Source organism: Leucobacter sp. 1207-22, assembly GCF_052850455.1.
Map to the genome: position 1 here is coordinate 382,392 of NZ_VXCR01000002.1, position 17,284 is coordinate 399,675.

At 61.0% G+C, this 17,284-nt stretch carries 15 protein-coding genes; 3 read left to right on the forward strand and 12 right to left on the reverse strand.

Annotated features, from left to right (window positions below; genetic code table 11):
• Positions 1–108 precede the first annotated feature (108 nt).
• The 3 genes from FW756_RS04980 to FW756_RS04990 all read right to left on the reverse strand — a co-directional run bounded on the left by FW756_RS04980 (position 109) and on the right by FW756_RS04990 (position 5,199).
• Positions 109–984, reverse strand: coding sequence for a helix-hairpin-helix domain-containing protein (locus tag FW756_RS04980; protein WP_446429058.1), 876 nt, complete (start codon positions 982–984; stop codon positions 109–111).
• A gap of 215 nt (positions 985–1,199) precedes the next feature.
• On the reverse strand, positions 1,200–3,728 hold the full coding sequence (gene leuS / locus FW756_RS04985; RefSeq protein ID WP_446429059.1) for a leucine--tRNA ligase: 2,529 nt from the start codon (positions 3,726–3,728) through the stop codon (positions 1,200–1,202).
• A gap of 64 nt (positions 3,729–3,792) precedes the next feature.
• Positions 3,793–5,199 (reverse strand): anthranilate synthase component I family protein, encoded by a 1,407-nt coding sequence (locus tag FW756_RS04990; RefSeq protein ID WP_446429214.1) that lies wholly within the window; start codon positions 5,197–5,199, stop codon positions 3,793–3,795.
• A gap of 78 nt (positions 5,200–5,277) precedes the next feature.
• Between FW756_RS04990 and FW756_RS04995 the strand changes: the two genes are divergently transcribed.
• A complete protein-coding gene (locus FW756_RS04995) occupies positions 5,278–6,051 on the forward strand; it encodes a hypothetical protein (protein WP_446429060.1) in 774 nt (257 codons plus the stop codon).
• Here the strand turns inward: FW756_RS04995 and cydC are convergent.
• The 4 genes from cydC to FW756_RS05015 all read right to left on the reverse strand — a co-directional run bounded on the left by cydC (position 6,048) and on the right by FW756_RS05015 (position 11,956).
• The gene (gene cydC, locus FW756_RS05000) at positions 6,048–7,709 is read right to left on the reverse strand and encodes a thiol reductant ABC exporter subunit CydC (RefSeq protein ID WP_446429061.1); all 1,662 of its coding nucleotides are present in this window, start codon (positions 7,707–7,709) and stop codon (positions 6,048–6,050) included. The genes FW756_RS04995 and cydC overlap by 4 nt on opposite strands.
• Positions 7,706–9,373: a thiol reductant ABC exporter subunit CydD gene (gene cydD, locus FW756_RS05005; RefSeq protein WP_446429062.1), complete on the reverse strand. Its 1,668-nt coding sequence runs from the start codon at positions 9,371–9,373 to the stop codon at positions 7,706–7,708. The genes cydC and cydD overlap by 4 nt, the downstream gene beginning before the upstream one ends.
• Before the next feature lie 90 nt (positions 9,374–9,463).
• Positions 9,464–10,492, reverse strand: coding sequence for a cytochrome d ubiquinol oxidase subunit II (cydB, locus tag FW756_RS05010; protein WP_446429063.1), 1,029 nt, complete (start codon positions 10,490–10,492; stop codon positions 9,464–9,466).
• Positions 10,493–10,507: 15 nt separating this feature from the next.
• Entirely contained in the window at positions 10,508–11,956 is a 1,449-nt protein-coding gene (locus FW756_RS05015) for a cytochrome ubiquinol oxidase subunit I (protein WP_446429215.1), read from the reverse strand.
• 340 nt (positions 11,957–12,296) lie between these two features.
• Between FW756_RS05015 and FW756_RS05020 the strand changes: the two genes are divergently transcribed.
• Both FW756_RS05020 and FW756_RS05025 read left to right on the forward strand, forming a co-directional pair.
• Entirely contained in the window at positions 12,297–13,346 is a 1,050-nt protein-coding gene (locus FW756_RS05020; RefSeq protein WP_446429064.1) for an App1 family protein, read from the forward strand.
• On the forward strand, positions 13,343–14,416 hold the full coding sequence (locus FW756_RS05025) for an FUSC family protein (RefSeq protein WP_446429065.1): 1,074 nt from the start codon (positions 13,343–13,345) through the stop codon (positions 14,414–14,416). Before FW756_RS05020 ends, FW756_RS05025 begins: the two co-directional genes overlap by 4 nt.
• A gap of 95 nt (positions 14,417–14,511) precedes the next feature.
• Here FW756_RS05025 and FW756_RS05030 read toward each other — a convergent pair whose 3' ends face one another.
• From FW756_RS05030 to rpsP, 5 genes are all read right to left on the reverse strand, one after another.
• Positions 14,512–15,069, reverse strand: coding sequence for a YceI family protein (locus FW756_RS05030; protein WP_446429066.1), 558 nt, complete (start codon positions 15,067–15,069; stop codon positions 14,512–14,514).
• A gap of 136 nt (positions 15,070–15,205) precedes the next feature.
• Entirely contained in the window at positions 15,206–15,940 is a 735-nt protein-coding gene (gene trmD, locus FW756_RS05035) for a tRNA (guanosine(37)-N1)-methyltransferase TrmD (protein ID WP_446429067.1), read from the reverse strand.
• Positions 15,937–16,551, reverse strand: a complete 615-nt coding sequence (rimM, locus tag FW756_RS05040; RefSeq protein WP_446429068.1) for a ribosome maturation factor RimM — start codon at positions 16,549–16,551, stop codon at positions 15,937–15,939. The genes trmD and rimM overlap by 4 nt, the downstream gene beginning before the upstream one ends.
• Positions 16,551–16,805, reverse strand: coding sequence for an RNA-binding protein (locus tag FW756_RS05045; protein ID WP_188024259.1), 255 nt, complete (start codon positions 16,803–16,805; stop codon positions 16,551–16,553). The genes rimM and FW756_RS05045 overlap by 1 nt, the downstream gene beginning before the upstream one ends.
• A 14-nt stretch (positions 16,806–16,819) precedes the next feature.
• A complete protein-coding gene (gene rpsP / locus FW756_RS05050) occupies positions 16,820–17,239 on the reverse strand; it encodes a 30S ribosomal protein S16 (RefSeq protein WP_446429069.1) in 420 nt (139 codons plus the stop codon).
• Between the last annotated feature and the right edge of the window lie 45 nt (positions 17,240–17,284).

The following is a 17,284-nucleotide window of genomic DNA, read 5'->3' on the forward strand; positions in this document are numbered from 1 at the left end:
TCAGTAGCGCACAGGCGCCCCATCCCGCCAGCGCAGGGAACAGGAGCCGCCAGGCGCCAGGTGGACCGGTGCTCGCGTCGACCAAGAATCCGCCATTGACGTGAGCGATCATAGGGTCACGAGGGGCTTGAGCGATTCGAGCGTCTTCTCGCCGATGCCGCTCACCTCACCGAGTTGATCTATCGTGCGAAAGCCACCGTTTGCCGCACGCCACTCGACAATTCGTGCAGCGAGCGCAGGCCCGACGCGAGGTAGCGTCTCGAAGTCGCTCACGCTCGCGCTGTTCAGACTCACTAAAGCCGTGCCGCCACCCCCGCCGCCAGCGCCCGGGTCTTGCGAGGTAGTCTCTGGGGCAAGCGCCTGCTCGAGGTTTGGTACAACAATTTGCTCACCGTCAATCACCAGGCGTGCGAGGTTCACACCGGTGAGTACAGCGGCTTCACTGGCACCACCAGCAGCAGTCAGCGCGTCGAGCACTCGCGCGCCTTGCGGGAGCTCGACAACTCCCGGCTTCACCACTTCTCCGATGACATGAACGGCAATTGCAATCTCGGCAGCGGCTGGTTCACCGGCCTCGTCGATGACCCCGGCACCGGATGACTCGGAAACCCCTGCTTCTACAAACGGAGCAGTGGTCTCCCCAGGCTGCCCCCACATGAGCCACAGCGTCACCACCGATGCGGCCACAAAGAGTACAACCGCGGCGATGACGGGAACCGCAATCGAGCGATGAGCAAGCGAGGAAACGGCGACGCGTTCACGCCAGGTGAGAGCTGGTCGCTCGCCAGGAGATTGCGGCTCGTTGAGCGCCCAGCGACCTTGCGGCTCTTCAGCGGTCTCACGATCCGCGGGTTCTCCTGTGAGCACGCTGAGCCAGCCTGGTGAGATATGACTGGCGTTGCTGCCGCTCCCGGCAGGTGCCATTGCTGCTGGTTCCGCGTCAGGCTGCTGGACGGGTGGAAGGGTCAAGTGCTGCGGTCTCATGCCGCCAAGTGTGGTGCGCTTTGCTGCCGACAGCGGTCCACACGCAGCACATGTGTAGAACGCTCCGACTGCTCTCGAGTACTCGCTGTTGTGAGCAACACAGCTTGCTGTTCGGCGAGTTCGACGGATGCAGCGAGAAACGCACGAAGGCCGCGCAGCTCATAAGAACTGCGCGGCCTTCGTGGCGCGAACAGCGTCTCGCGACGCCGAAGTGACTACTTCGCGGGCTTTACCGCAATGCTCACGATCTTGGGAACGCGAACGATGAAGTTCACGATCTCCTGGTCGCCGATGGCGCGCTTCACGCCGTCGTCTGCAAGCGCAGCTTCACGCGCTTCGTCTTCGGTCACCGATGCTGGCAGCGTAAGACGCGCACGCACCTTACCGTTCACCTGCACAACCATGGTGACCTCGTCTTCGACGATGAGTGTCGGATCAGAGGCTGGCCATACCGCGAGCGCGACGGTAGCCTCGTGGCCGAGCTTTGCCCACATGTCTTCTGCCGCGAACGGCGCGAAGAGCGAGAGGATCTGCGCGATCGCCTCAGCCGACTCGCGAACAGCTGGGTCTGCGATGCCGCAGCCAGAGTCGATCGCCTTGCGGGTGAAGTTCACCTGATCCATGAGGCGTGCGACAACAACATTGAACTTGTACTGTTCAACGAGCGTCGGAGCGTCTGCCAGGAGCTGGTGAGTGTGCTTCCGAAGCGCCTTGTCGCTGCCTGCGAAATCAACACCGACCGGAGCACCGTTCTGCTCGACGTCGTCGGCGATACGCCATGCGCGCGCAAGGAACTTTGCCGAACCCTGCACTGAGACGTCAGCCCAGTCGATGTCGTCCTCGGGCGGACCAGCAAACGCGAGTGTCACGCGCAGCGCATCAGCACCGTGCTCCGACAGCTCAGAAGCGAACTCAACGAGGTTGCCCTTCGACTTCGACATCTTCGCACCGTCGAGCAGCACCATACCCTGGTTCAGCAGCGAGGTGAACGGCTCTTCGAAGTCGAGGTAGCCAAGGTCGTGCAGCACCTTGGTGATAAAGCGCGAGTAGAGCAAGTGCAGAATCGCGTGCTCAACGCCGCCAGCATACTGGTCGACGGGGCCCCACTTCTTTGCAGCCTCAGGATCGAACGCCTGGGTGTCATCGTTCGAAGAGAGGAAGCGGAGGAAGTACCACGAGCTGTCCACGAAGGTGTCCATCGTGTCGGGGTCGCGCAGCCACTCGCCGTCTTCGTCATTGACGGTCGCCCACTCGGTTGCTGCACCGAGCGGTGACGAGCCCTTTGGCTTCAGATCGAGGCCCGCTGAGGCAGGCAGCTCAACGGGAAGCGAGTCGTGGGCCACGGGCTTCATCTCGCCCTCATGCTCGCCGGTGCCGTGAAGGATCGGAATCGGGGTGCCCCAGTAGCGCTGACGCGAGATGAGCCAGTCACGCAGACGGTAGGTCGTGGTTGCACGACCGGTGCCGCGAGCTTCAAGCACCTCAATCGCCTTCGCGATCGCTTCAGCCTTGGGCAGGCCGTCAAGCTCACCTGAATTCACCAGCAGGCCCTCGCCAGCGGTGGCCTTGCCACTCTCAGCAGGGTTGGGAAGCTCTGCGCCGTCTTCGTCTCGCACATCGACAACCACGCGTACTGGCAGGTCGAACTTGAGGGCGAAGTCAAGGTCACGCTGATCGTGTGCTGGCACTGCCATGATCGCGCCGTGGCCGTAGTCAGCGAGCACGTAGTCAGATGCCCAAACAGGGATACGCTCGCCATTCACAGGGTTCACTGCAAAGTGATCAAGGAAGACGCCGGTCTTCTCACGATCAGCGTTCTGGCGCTCGATCTCAGTCTGCTTCTGCGTCTGCTCAAGGTATGCTTGGAACTGCATGCGAACCTCGGGCGAAGCGCCAGCAGCGAGCTCAGCTGCGAGATCAGCATCGGGAGCAACCACCATGAAGGTAGCGCCGTGCAGGGTGTCGGGACGAGTCGTGAAGACAGGGACCTTCGCGTCGCGGCCTTCAATCTCAAACTCAACTTCTGCGCCGCGCGAGCGACCAATCCAGTTGCGCTGCATGTTGAGCACCTTGGTCGGCCACTGGCCTTCAAGGGTATCGAGGTCGTCGAGGAGGCGATCCGCATAATCAGTAATGCGGAAGTACCACTGAGTCAGCTTCTTCTTGACGACCATCGCACCGGAACGCTCCGAGGTGCCGTCAGAGAGTACCTGCTCGTTCGCGAGAACGGTCTGGTCTACCGGGTCCCAATTGACCCAGCTGGCCTTGCGATACGCGAGGCCCTTCTCGTACATCTTGAGGAACAGCCACTGGTTCCACTTGTAGTACTCGGGATCGCTCGTGTGAAGCACGCGGCTCCAGTCAAACGACGGAGCGTACTTACGGAACGAATCCTTCTGCTGCTGAATGTTGGCGTAGGTCCACTCACGGGGGTCAACACCGCGCTTGATCGCCGCATTCTCAGCGGGAAGTCCGAACGAGTCCCAACCGATCGGGTGAAGTACGTCGTACCCGCGGCCGCGCCAGAAGCGCGCCATGATGTCACCGAAGCAGAATGCTTCAGCGTGACCCATGTGCAGGTCACCTGACGGGTACGGGAACATATCGAGCACGTACTTCTTCGGCTTGCCCGAATCTTCGTTGCCAACCTCGAACGGCTTCATCTCGTCCCAGACGGGAAGCCAACGATCTTGGATCTTGCGGAAGTCGTAGCCTTCGGCGTCACGCCCCTGCTGCTCGGTCACACATACCTCGTTTTCAACTGCGTCACACGCCCCGACGGACGTGCATATCTTTCAAGAATACCGCTTACAGCGCGGCAAGAAGTGGACTGGCCTTCAGATGCTTTTCTGCGGCCTCCATCGCGGGGTCTGAGTCGGCGGTAATTCCACCGCCCGCGCCGATCCGCACGCTCGTCTCAACCTGTCCATCGGCGCATTCGTCGGCCCGCAATTCCACGCTGCGAATCGTCATCGCGATCTCGGCGTCACCATTCGCGGCAACCCAACCGAAGCACCCGGAGTACAAGCCTCGGGGGCCTGCTTCAAGCTCGCCGAGGATTTCAACGGCGCGCCGTTTGGGGGTGCCAGTCATCGATCCGCCCGGGAAACACGCGGCGATGGCGTCCCACACGTCGTGTGGCGCGGATCCGCCAACCACCTCACGGTTCCCCAGCTCTCCCGCGATGGTACTCACGAGCTGGTGCACGTGCGGGTGAGTCTCAACTTCCAGAAAGCGCTCGACCCGCACCGTTCCGACTGCACAGACACGGCTGAGATCGTTGCGCATGAGGTCGACGATCATGAGGTTTTCAGCGCGCTCCTTCGGGTCCGCTTTGAGCTCTGCCGCGAGTGCAGCATCGGCTTCCCTCGTGCCGCCACGCTTGCGAGTGCCCTTAATCGGATGCGTACGTACAGTTCCGTCGTGCACGCTGAGGAACCGTTCTGGACTCATGCTCACCAGCGCATCGTTTCCTGCAACGAGCACTCCCCCTCGCACGGCGCCCGATCCAGTTCGCAGCTGCTGAAATAACGCGAGCGGATCGATCTGCCCGTTCACCACGGCCTCTGCGGTATCGGTCAGGCACAGGACGTAGGCGTCGCCGTCGGCGATTGCGGCACGGCACGACTCAACAGCAGCCTCGTATTGCTCGTCTGAGCGTCGCCAGGTGAGTTCGAGACTTCGCGATGCATCAGTCACCTCCGCTGCATCATGAGACGCGTACTCGAGAGCGCGCTGGGCCGAACGAAGTGGCGCATCAAATCGGGTGAGCCAGGCGACACGCGCAGATTCGGCACCACGCAGGGTCACTTGCCCGGTTTCGTGGTCAATCGCGATGACGACATCGAGGCGGATCGCGAAGCTCGCATCATCCGCCAGCGTCGTTGCCGCTGGTTCTGTCGGAGCCTGCTGATCGAGACCAGGCGCTCGGTGTGGAGCAGTGTCGAGCAGCCCGAGCCCAAACTCGTATGAGAGTGCGAGCGCCCACAAACCGCCATCGACAATGCTGGAAGATGCAGCACGGAGCTCTGCGAGAAATTCATGTTCTCGCCCAGGGTGCGGCCTGCGCACCTCGGCGCCCACACCGAGGTAGCTCACCGCAGCCTCGCCAGGGGCGGGAGTCTCACCGTCAAACCAGCACCAGGCCTCACCCGAGGCAGCCAATACGTCAGCGATGGTCGATGCGTCAACGGCATACGGCAGCTGGGTCAACATCACCCCATAAGGGTAGCGTCGTGCGGCTGGGTCGGCGCGCAACGGTGCGTGGAACTGCGTCCCTGCTACGCTCGCGGCATGGAACGTGAGCTACTTGTCGCCGATTCTTTTCGCACCCGCACACACTCGTTTACTGGCGAGACTGAGGCGCGCGGCATGGAACTGCATGTCTCTCGCTTCATCGATGCGGTTGAGGAGGCGGTGGCTGGCGAGATTCCCTTCGAAGACCTCGCAGGTTGGCTCACGGACTTCTTCGAGGCCGCTGGCGAGGACATCGCGGCGGGCGGCGACGGGTTTCCTCGGTTTGAGCTGTGGCGCACTGCGGCAGGAGACCTAGAACTTGCCTGCGCGATTCGCCCGCTTCCCGAGCTCGGCGAAACCCTCGCGCTGATCTCGGTCGACCACGCGACTGCCCGTGTGACGCCGTGGCGGAAGGGCCCAAATATCTCCCGCTATGCTGTGCTCAACCGCGAGGTGGGAGCCGAGGCACTGTTCGTGAGTGAAGATGGCCTCGCGATCGAAGGAGCGACGACGAGTCTGCTCGCATGGAATCCCACCACCGGTCACGGCCATTTTCTGCCAGGCGCAGGTGAGCGTCGACCCGAGGGCCGCATCGTCTCGGTCACAGAGATCCTCGTGCGAGTGATTGCTGAGGAAGATGAGGCAACTGTGTCGTTTGGGGAAGCACCCATTCTCGCGCGTGAACTCCACGAGTATGAGGTGTGGGCGGTGAATGCGCTGCACGGCATTCGGGTCGTGACGAGCGTTGATGGCGTCCCGACCCAGGCGGCACAGCATGAGCGCCTTGCGCGATTCCGCAAGGCGCTCGATCAGACCTGGCAGCCGGTCTAGAGTTCGAGCCGCGCGCCCGTAACGTCGTCCGGCAGGTGGGTGTGCGTGATAAGCATGACCGCGCGATCCCCTGGGATTGCACCAAGGAGGTCGCGCATGAGCACGTCGGCGCGTTCGCGGTCGACACCCGCCGTCGGCTCATCGAGAATCACCACAGGGAAGTCAGCAAGAATCGCACGCGCAAGCGCGATCCGCTGTGCCTGACCGCCAGAGACCAGCGCACCGTGCTCACCAACACGTGCATCGAGCCCGCCACGTTCTGCAAGCCACTGGCCAAGCCCCACGCGCTCAAGCACAGCGACGAGTTCATCATCGCTGGCAGACTCCTGCGCAAATTTCAGGTTCTGACGAATGTCTGAGTCAAAGAGGTGCGGGCTCTGCTCACACAGGCCAACGAACGAGCGAAGTTCTGCTCCCGCGAGCGTGCGCGCGTCCACTCCTGCGACGCGATATTCGCCGCGGTAGTCGAGGAGGCGTGTGAGCGCCAGAGCAAGGGTCGACTTTCCCGAACCTGACGGGCCAGTAACGACGAGCAATTCACCAGCAGCAAGCTCAAAATTGATGCCGGTAACGGCATCGTGATCCGCGCCAGCGTGACGTACCGAAAGATCCCGAGCGGTGAGCAACGCTTCTCCGGCTGGGAGCACGGTGGGCAACGAAACCGGAGCAGCCGGGTCTACGGGAATCTCAGCTGGTAGGGGCTGCTCGGTGAGGTCGGCAATGCGATCCGCGCTCGACTCGACCGCGCGACGTGCCGTGAAGGCCGCAAGCACCTGCGCGTACACCTCGAAGACTGCAGCAGGAGCGATCACAATCGCAGCGAATACTGGCGCCGACATCGCCACCCCGGTGACGGGTGCAGCGATCAGGAAGATGGCGAGTGTCGCGATTCCTGCGCCGAGCGTCACGATCGCACCGGTCAAGCCAGCAGAACGCGCGCGGCGCTCCTGTACCTTCGCGAGGCGCGCTTCTGCGGCAGCAATCCGCGCCCGCTGCGCAGGAAGCGCATCAAACGCCGCAAGCACCTCAGCCGATGCAAACCGTTCGAGCAAGGCGTCCATGAGACCAGAACGTGCGGCCGCGAGCTCACGGTCGCTCTTTCCAGCGATACGACGTGCGAGCCAAGCCGCGACGAAACCAGACACCACGAGCACCGCAAGCAGGATCAGTGCGGCCGGGATCGAGGCAATCGCCACCATGACCAGGCTGAGGCCGATCACAATGCCGCTCACGATCTTGGGCTGACGCACCCGCAGCGCTTCGTCTTGCAACTGGTCGACGTCATCAACGAAGGCCGAAAGCACCTCGCCGCGCTTCGACGTTTCGAGGGCACCAGGCACCCTTGGAATCAATTGTTCAAAGGTCTCAGTGCGCAACACCGCAAGCTGACGCAGCGCAGAGTCATGGCTTGAGAGCCGTTCGACGTAGCGGAACGCCGCACGACCCACCGCGAGGGCACGCACTCCGACAATCGCGAAGGTGAGGTGCAGAACCGGGGGCTGCTCCCCCGCCCGCACGATGAGCCACATACTCAGCGCGAGCAAACCAACAGCGCTACCGTCTGAGAGCACGCCGAGCAAGATGCCCGGCATGCGTCGCTTCATGGGGGGCACCGCACGCGCGATGACCGTCTCGCGACTCGTCATTACTGCGCTCACGCGCGCACCTCCGCTGCATCGATACGTTCAATTCTGTCTGCGGCGGCAAGCACCGCTGGCCGATGACTCACGACGAGCACGGCTCGCCCGGCAGCAGCTTCGTCTCGCATGGCGCGGATCACCAGACGCTCCGAGTCTGTGTCGAGTGCAGAGGTCGGCTCATCCAACAGCACCGCTGGCGCATTCAACTGCCAAGTACGGAACAGCGCGCGTGCCACGCTCACGCGCTGGGACTGGCCGCCAGACAGACCGCTGCCGAGTGCGCCGAGCTCGTATGCGAGGTCGAGGTCATCGAGACCGACTGTGTTCAAGGCGCGACGGGCGAGCTGCGCATCTGGCGTCCCGCCAAGTGCGAGGTTGTCGCCCACTGAACCTTGGATGAGTCCGGGACGCTGCCCAACCCAGGAGAGCACCTCGGGGCGGTACACCGTGCCCGCTGCGGGAGCGAGTGTCCCCATCAGCATCGCGACGGCAGTCGATTTGCCAACGCCAGACGGGCCTGCGAGCGCGACAACCTCGCCGGGATTCGCAGAAAGCTTGAGCGGAGCGGCGATCTGCCGTCCACCGCGCACGAGCGGTACGTCCAGCAAACCCACCAAGCCATCAGTGGCGACAACCTCGCCGGTGGTGTGCGGCGCAGTTCCCTGCTCGGTGTCCTCCGTCTTGCCGTCGATAAGGTCGAACACCTCACCAACCGCGGTCAGTCCCTCGGTAGAAGCGTGGAACGCGGCACCTACCTGGCGGATCGGGATGAACACCTCAGGCAGCAGCAACAGTACGAACAGTCCCATCGCGAGCGGGAAGTCACCAACAACGAGGCGCGTGCCGACTGTGACGGCAACGAGTGCGATAGAGAACGTGCCTGCGAGATCAAGCACGAAGCCAGACAGGAACGTGACGCGCAACACCTTCATGGTGCTCTCACTGTACTCGTCTGTCTCACGTGCGATACGCGCAGCCTGCCGCTCTTCGCGGCGGAAGATCTTCAGTGTGGCAAGCCCGGTCACCACATCAAGGAACGACGCTGACAGATGTTGCAAGCGGCCCCACTGCCGATCCTGCACTGCCTTCGTCGCCAAACCAATAAGAATCATAAACACCGGAATCACCGGGAACACGATCACGACGATGATGCCACTCAGCGGATCCGCGAGCAGTACGCACGCAACCAGCACCGGTGTCGCAACCGCCGTGAGAATCAGCTGCGGCACATACCCAGCGAAATAGCCGTCAAGTGCATCCAAGCCGCGACCAAGCGTGGTCGCAAGTCGCGAGTCTGGAACGCCTGCCGTCGCCTGTGGCGAGCGGGCGTCAATCGCGTCGAGTGCTGCGGCGCGCAGTTCACTCTTCACGCGCACCGATCCGCGCGCAGCGAGGGCATCCATCGCCCAGCTTGACCCAGCACGCAATAGCAACGCCGCGAGCGCGCAGCCGAGGAGCAACGGCAGCTGGTCAACCGGTGAGATGCCTTTGGGAGTGAGGCTCAGATCCGCGCCCTGCGTGAAACGCAACACCGGATACGCAACGGCCGCAATTGACTGCGCGAGGAACCAGCTCCATGCAACGATCGCGAGCGTGCGAACCAAGCCGATGAGGGCTCCCCAGCCAAAAACTGAGCGGGCAGAACTCGCAGTGCGCAACATGCGCGGGTCAAGCGGTTTCACAGCGGTGAACTCCTTGAGGTGAAGCGGATCCGAATGCGCCAAGGGCCAGGCCCGGGTCTTCCCGAACCTGGCCCTTGCATTGCTTCCAGACTAGTGTGCAGCGGCTGGGATCATCTCCCGGCTGACGCGCTTGCGGAATACCCAGTAGGTCCAAGCCTGGTACGCAAGCACCAGCGGCAGGGTAATCACAGCGACCCAGGTCATGAACTCCAGGGTCTTCGGCGAGCTCGCCGCGCCCTCGATAGTCATCGAGAATGCGGGATCGATGCTCGACACCATGAGGTTCGGGAACAGCGCAGCAAAGATCGTGAGCAGCGCGAACGCGATTGTCACGGTGTTGCCGACGAATGCCCAGCCTTCGCGGCCCACCAGGTTCGCAACCCAGCCTGCAATGAGTGCGACCGCAGCAATTGCAGCGCACGCAATAATCAGGCCAAGGTGCGGGCTGGCGAGGTTCATCACGATGGTCCAGATGAGGAAGCCAGCGGCGGCAACGATAGTGACGATACCGACACGTGTTGCAAGCGCACGAGCACGCTCGCGGATCTCACCGGTGGTCTTTAGCGCGATAAACACTGCACCGTGGGTGAAGCAGAGCAGCATCACGACGATACCGCCGAGCAGGCCGTAGGGGTTGAGCAGCGTGAGGAGCGTGCCCTCGTAGAGCCAACCACCGTTGTCCATGCGGGTGATGGGGAGGCCCTGCACCAGGTTCGCAAACGCGGTACCCCAGAGAAGCGGCGGGAGGAACGAGCCCCACATGATGAACTGGTCGAACCAGTTCGTCCACTTCTTGCCCTTGCCCTGGTGGCGGTACTCAAACGAGACACCGCGCAGGATCAGTGCGACAAGGATGAGGAGCAGCGCCAGGTAGAAGCCAGAGAACATCGTCGCGTACCACTCGGGGAACGCTGCGAAGAGGCAGGCACCTGCAACGATGAGCCAGGTCTCGTTGAGGTCCCAAACCGGGCCGATCGTGTTGATCATGACACGGCGGTCGGTGTCATCCTTGCTGATGAACGGCATCGACATGCCAACACCAAAGTCGAATCCATCGAGAACGAAGTAGCCGATAAGCAGCACTCCGACGATGAGGAACCAGATAGTCGTCAATTCCATGATGATCGTCCCTCCTTAGTAGACCGTCGTCAGCTTGTGCTGATCTGGCTGCTTGCTGTCGTCGCCATCTTCGAACTCAATCTCGAGCAGGCCAGCAACTGCTGCCTTGCGGATGAGACCGAACTCAACCACGGCAAGAGCGCCGTAGACAACGGTGAAGACGATAAGCGAAATGAGGACTGCCCAGCCGGGTACGCCCGGTGAGACTGCCTGCTCGGTCGTCATGAGACCGAACACGATCCAGGGCTGGCGGCCCATCTCGGTGAAGATCCAGCCAACGAGCGAACCGAGCAGCGGAAGCGGAGCGGTCCAGATCGCAACGCGCCACACCCAAGTCGGAAGCTGGGTCTTCTTGCGGGTGACCCAGAGGCCAACCGCAGAGATGACTGCTGCGAGGCCGCCGAGTCCGATCATCCAGCGGAATGACCAGTACGTCACCCAGATAATCGGGGTGAAGCTGCCGTCAGACGGGCAGGTCATGAGCGAGTCTGCACCGCAGAAGTCTGCCGTGTACTGCGCCTGCAGGTCGTTGATGCCTTCAACGGTGCCATCGAAGCCACCGGTCGACAGGTACGAGAGCAGGTACGGGATACGGATCGAGAAGATCTCGTGCAACCCATCAGGAGTACCAAGGCTGAAAATCGAGAACGAGGCGTCTTTGCCAGAAGCGGTGTTGTAGATCGCTTCTGCAGCTGCCATCTTCATGGGCTGGGTCTCGGTCATGGTCATCGACAGGTGGTGGCCAGTGAACCCGGTTCCAGCGAACGCGATGATGTTCGTCCAAGCGCCAAAGCGAAGGGCAGTGTGCATCTCGTCAACGAACTGGTTGCGCTTGAGGTGCCATGCAGCAATCGCGACAATCACAACAGCTGCGAACATGATCGAAGCAAAGATCGTGTGTGGGAACTGCCACACCGCAACAGGGTTGGTGAACACCTCAGCGATGTTGGTGAGCTCTGCACGGCCGCGCTCTTCGTTGATCTCGAAGCCGACCGGGTTCTGCATGAACGCGTTGGCGACGAGAATGAAGTACGCCGAGATCGTCGAACCGATCCACACGAACCAGATACTCATCAGGTGGAGGCCGCGTGGGAGCTTGTTCCAACCAAAGATCCAAATACCGATGAACGTTGCTTCGAAGAAGAAGGCGATGAGTCCCTCAAGCGCGAGCGGTGCGCCAAAGACGTCGCCGACGAAGCGTGAGTAGTTCGACCAGTTCATGCCGAACTGGAACTCCTGGACGATGCCGGTGACCACACCCATCGTGAAGTTAATGAGCAGAATCTTGCCAAAAAGCTTGGTCAAACGCAGGTACTTGATGTTGTCGGTGCGGACCCATGCGGTCTGCAGCAGCGCAACCAGCAAGCTCATGCCGAGCGTAAGCGGCACAAAGATGAAGTGGTACAGCGTTGTCAACCCGAACTGCCAACGGGCAAGCAAGAGCGGATCGAGCGCCTCGGTCATATATTGCATTGTTGACTCCTGAACGTGGAATCTTGCTCCGCGCCAGCGAATCGAATTCCCGTAGTGAAGTTTCCGATTCAGGCATATTGCCCGATTCGGTGAAGACCAAAATGGCCGTCACCTGTGATTTTACGCATATCTATGAGGTTCCTGCGAATAATTCTTGACGTCAAAATTCTTCTAGCTTGATGTCAAAATATTCATAGCTTCACGTCAAAACAATGTTTTCTCGACCCGAAGCAAAACCAGCGCACGTTCGGCAGATCAGCCCCGCGCGAACATTACGCCGCGCATGCTCCCATTGCGTTCCTCGAAGCGGCGAACCGCCTAAACTGGAATCGTGACTTCCGTACAGCAGCCAGACGATCGTCCTCGCTTCGCAGCGCGGCTCGAAGATCGCATTCACGGCTTCCGAGAGAAGCGCGCAATTTCGCGCGGCAAGACTCCGTCCGTCATCCCATACATCGGCTACGGCTCGACAGAATGGGTGCGCGTACTCGGCCGCGTGCTGTACCTCAAGCCAGACACCCGTGAGCACACCCGCTTCCGTCCAGACGTCGCCGCAATCTCGCGCGTTCGTGGATGGCGCACGTTCACCAGCCTCGCCGTACCGTTCCAGCGAGTTCAGGTACTCATTGATGGAAATCCGGTCGCCGACGTTGTCGCCGACCGTGGTGGCGTCATTGACTCAATCGTTCCGGTGCAGCTCACCCCCGGGTGGCACACCATCACCATTCAAACCGACGAAGCAGAAGCAGCTCACGCGCCGATTAACATCGTCGATCCGAACGCAACACTCGGCGTGATTTCTGACGTTGACGACACGATTCTGATGACTGCCCTGCCCAAGCCACTCGTTGCGGCATGGAACAGCTTCGTTCTCGACGAGCATGCGCGCACTGCGATTCCCGGCATGCCAGTCATGCTTGACCACTTTGCCGCGGAGCACCCAGGCGCACCGGTGATCTACCTTTCGACCGGAGCCTGGAACGCAGCCCCGGCACTCAGCCGCTTCCTAGAACGCAATCTGTACCCCATGGGGCCTCTCTTGCTCACCGATTGGGGTCCCACGCACGACCGCTGGTTCCGCAGCGGCAAAGAACACAAGCGTCGCGAGCTTCGCCGGATCACGAAAGAGTTCCCCGGAGTGAAGTGGCTCCTCATCGGAGATGACGGCCAGCACGACGAGACTCACTACCACGAGTTCGCGACCGAACACCCAGAAAGCGTTGCCGCGGTCGCGATCCGCCAACTCTCAGTGGGCGAGGCTGTTCTCGCAGGTGGCCGCTCGAAGGCGCGTTTGCATCGGAACACGAGTGGCGTGCCCTGGGTATACGGGCCCGACGGCGCTACGCTTCGCGAAGAGCTCAGGAACATCGGACTGCTATGACCATCGAACAGGGCCGCATGGACTGGCGAGGTGCGCCGAAGCGCTTCACCGGACGATTCACCGTTTCAAAGCGGCAATCAATCCTGCAGCCCTTGAAGGCAGCTGCCGCCGCAATCACGACGTGGTTGGTGTGCACAACCTTCCTTGATTCGCACCTTCCGATCTTTGGTGCGATCGCTGCGCTACTGGTCATGCAGGAGAACGTTGATCAGTCACTCACCCGTGGCGTTGAACGTGTGGTCGGCGTGGTCGTCGGAATTTCGGTTGCGCTCGGCGCGGCAGCAGTGTTTGGCCCGCACCCATGGCTGTTCATTGCGGCAATCATCGTTGCGATGCTCCTCGGCTGGATCTTGCGCATGTCGCAATCCTCTGCCAACCAGATCGCGATCAGCGCTCTGCTCATGATCGCGCTCGGCGGCCTGTCCATGGACTACGGCGTCGAACGCTTGCTCGAGACAGCTATCGGCGCAACAATCGGTGTGCTGTTCAATGCGCTCATTGTCGCCCCCGTTCGCACCCCGTCACTCCGCGCCGCGATCACCAGTCTCACGCAGCAGTCAGCAGACGCACTCATTCACCTCGCAGAGGCACTTGAGAGCCCGCGAGACGAGGCGTGGCTGCAGAACATGTACAACCAGGCACGTTCACTCAATGCCGACCGCACGCGCGTGCACACACTGCTTCGACAAGCCCGCGAGAGCCTGCGTCTGAACCCGCGCAGCCGCCGCTATCGTTCGGATCTCCTTGAAGACGATGAGCTTTTCCAGCAACTCCAGCCCATCATCACCCAGGTCATTGGCATGTCTCGCACGATGTTTGATCTGTACGACGCCGATGTCGTCAATGACCCTGCGGTTCCTGGAATGGCAGACGAGATTCGTCGCGCAGCGCACGACTTGCTGCTGCTCTCAGCAGGTGACGCAGAATGGGTCGCCCACCACGAAGTACCAGCTCTGACAGCCCCGTACGTGATTCCCCGCGCAAACCCCGACCATTGGGTACTCATCGGCTCGTTGATGGCTGACCTTGGTCGTGTTCGTGGTCGCATCACGGGCGATCTCGATCTTTAGCGTTCACACTGCTCGTTAGCCGAGCTTTGCACACAAGCGTGCCCCCGGAGCCAACCATGGCGCCGGGGGCACGCTTGTGTTTAACGCAGCTGAGACTACTCGGCGAGAGCAGCCTGCACGTCAAGGGTAATCGTCACATCGCTGCCGAGCATGAAGCCACCGGTCTCGAGTGCTGAGTTCCAGGTCAAGCCGAAGTCCTCGCGCTTGACGACTGCGTTTGCGCTGAAGCCGACCTTCTGATTACCGTAGGGATCGGTGCCAAAGCCCCCGAGTTCGAAGTCAAACGTCACAGGCTTGGTGATGCCCCGAATCGAGAGGTCGCCGTCAACTTTGAGGTCACCATGTTCTTCGCGAACGCCAGTGGAGACGAATGAGATCTCAGGGAACTCGTCAGCGGCGAAGAAATCACCGGTACGAAGGTGCTCATCACGCTGCGCCTGATTGGTGTTCACCGATGCGACCTCCGCCGTTGCACGAACGGTGGTGTCCAGTGGGTTCTCCCCCGTCACAAACTCTGCGTCGAAGCGTTCGAACTTGCCCTTGACCTTGCTGATAGCGAGGTGGCGAATCGAGAATCCAACCTCAGTGTGCGTGGGATCTACGTGCCAGGTGCCTGCGCGGTAGCCGGGAATGTCAGTTGCGGTGATGCTCATGGTGAAAGCCCTTCGTTGAGAAGCAGTTATGCGGGTATGAGAAGTAAAACTCATGCATACGCATCTATATTCCCAACTTCGCGGAGAATTTTCCCAACAAAAATGCCCCGCGACGTTCATCACGGGGCATTCAAGCTCATTCTGCTGCGTAGCGGCCTCTCCGGCCGGCTCGCTCACCAGGCGGAAGCAGGTCCGGGCGCACCTTGCGAGTTCGTTCGATTCGCTGCTCCTGACGCCACTGAGCAATCGCGGCATGATTGCCACTCAAAAGCACACCTGGCACCTCACGGTCACGCCACGAAGCAGGCTTCGTATAGCTCGGGTACTCGAGCAACCCATCTTCCTCATGCGATTCCTCGACAAGGCTCTCAGGGTTACCGACGACACCGGGAACCAAGCGGCCAATCGCCTCGATCATCGCGATTGAAGCGACTTCACCGCCATTGAGGATGTAGTCACCAATGCTCACCAGCCGAATGCGGGCGTGTTCCTCATACTCATCAAAGACACGGTGGTCGATACCCTCGTACCGGCCACACGCAAACACCAGGTGATCCTCATGAGCGAGCTCACGAGCCATGCCTTGCGTGAACACATCGCCCGCTGGCGAGGGAAAGATGATGAGCGGCGAACTATCGCCAGCCTCAGCGATGATGCCGTCAAGCGCTTCACCCCACGGCTCAGGCTTCATGACCATTCCCGCGCCACCACCGGTGGGAGTGTCGTCTACCGTACGGTGCTTGTCGTGCGCGTGCTCGCGCAGATCATGCACGTTCAGGTCAATAAGCCCCTTACTCCGAGCTTTGCCCATGAGCGAAAGCTCAAGCGCATCAAAGTAGCCGGGAAAGATCGAGACGACGTCGATTCTCACGAGTGATCTGCCTCCGCAGTGTCAGATTCGGAGTCTTCGAAGAGACCCAGGGGTGGAGTGATGAAGATCTTGCCAGCTTCGATATCTACCCGCGGAACAATTGCCTCAACGAACGGCACCAGGACCGAACCATTTTCGGTCTTCACCGTCAACAGGTCTTGAGCTGGGAAGTGCTGAACGTCAGTCACCTTGCCAACAACGACATCGCCCTCTTCGGTCTCGCGAACAACCTCAAGCCCATTGAGCTCGTGGTCGTACCATGCATCATCTTCAGCACCCGCATTCACGGTTGCCTCGTCGATCCAGAGAATCGCTCGAACGATGGACTCAGAAGCGTTCCGGTCGGGCACTTCGTTGAAGAAGCCAACGGGCGACTCATTGAACCAACGCAATTCGCGCAGCTCAATCGTCTTGCCGAACCACTCGGAATCGGTGGGAACCTGCAGGTGGAAGACCGCGCCAGGAACAAACCGAAGTTCTGGGTTATCGGTGAAGAGTTCGAGCTTAACGCCACCCTTCAAACCGTGGGGCTTAGTAAGCCTACCGACGCGCAGGCTCCCCGCCCCACAATCGGGACGAGGAGCCTGCGCGCGGCGTGGAGCCTCTGCCATTAGCGAGCACTCCGATCGCCGTCGGTATCGATGACGTCAACGCGAATACGCTCGCCAGAAGCGAGAGCAGAAATCACGGTGCGAAGCGCCTGCGCGGTACGACCACTGCGCCCGATCACGCGGCCGAGGTCTTCAGGGTGCACACGCACCTCAAGAACCTCACCACGACCGGAGCTTTGTGCGTCCACGCGAACATCGTCAGGGTGATCTACGATCCCGCTAACGAGGTGCTCAAGCGCCTCAGCAAGTGCCATCTGAGCCAAAGGACTTAGGCCTCGGTGGTCTCAGCTGCAGCCTCAGCCGGTGCCTCTTCAGCAGCGGGAGCCTCAGCAGGCTTCTCAGCCTTGGGGCGTACAACGCTCTTCTTCGCCGAATCAGCCTCGAACGCAGCCTTTGCCTCAGGTGCGAGAACCTTCGACTCAGTGTTGCCCTCGCCCGAGAACTTGCCCCAGTCGCCGGTCAGCTTGAGAAGTGCAGCAACCTGCTCGGTGGGCTGAGCGCCAACCGAGAGCCAGTACTGTGCGCGGTCCGACTCGATCTCGATGAGCGAGGGGTTCTGGGTGGGATCGTACTTGCCGATCTCCTCGATGACGCGACCGTCACGCTTGGTGCGTGAGTCAGCAACAACGACGCGGTAGAAGGGAGCGCGGATCTTACCGAAGCGCTTGAGGCGAATCTTTACTGCCATGAGTAACTCCTAAAAAAGTGAGTGTGTCGCACCGAAAGCCAGTGC

Coding starts and splice junctions, on each gene's coding strand:
- FW756_RS04980 (WP_446429058.1), bottom strand. CDS start 984: ATGAGACCGCAGCACTTGACCCTTCCACCCGTCCAGCAGCCTGACGCG.
- FW756_RS04990 (WP_446429214.1), bottom strand. CDS start 5,199: ATGTTGACCCAGCTGCCGTATGCCGTTGACGCATCGACCATCGCTGAC.
- FW756_RS04995 (WP_446429060.1), top strand. CDS start 5,278: ATGGAACGTGAGCTACTTGTCGCCGATTCTTTTCGCACCCGCACACAC.
- cydB (WP_446429063.1), bottom strand. CDS start 10,492: ATGGAATTGACGACTATCTGGTTCCTCATCGTCGGAGTGCTGCTTATC.
- FW756_RS05015 (WP_446429215.1), bottom strand. CDS start 11,956: ATGACCGAGGCGCTCGATCCGCTCTTGCTTGCCCGTTGGCAGTTCGGG.
- FW756_RS05025 (WP_446429065.1), top strand. CDS start 13,343: ATGACCATCGAACAGGGCCGCATGGACTGGCGAGGTGCGCCGAAGCGC.
- FW756_RS05030 (WP_446429066.1), bottom strand. CDS start 15,069: ATGAGCATCACCGCAACTGACATTCCCGGCTACCGCGCAGGCACCTGG.
- rimM (WP_446429068.1), bottom strand. CDS start 16,551: ATGGCAGAGGCTCCACGCCGCGCGCAGGCTCCTCGTCCCGATTGTGGG.
- FW756_RS05045 (WP_188024259.1), bottom strand. CDS start 16,805: ATGGCACTTGCTGAGGCGCTTGAGCACCTCGTTAGCGGGATCGTAGAT.
- rpsP (WP_446429069.1), bottom strand. CDS start 17,239: ATGGCAGTAAAGATTCGCCTCAAGCGCTTCGGTAAGATCCGCGCTCCC.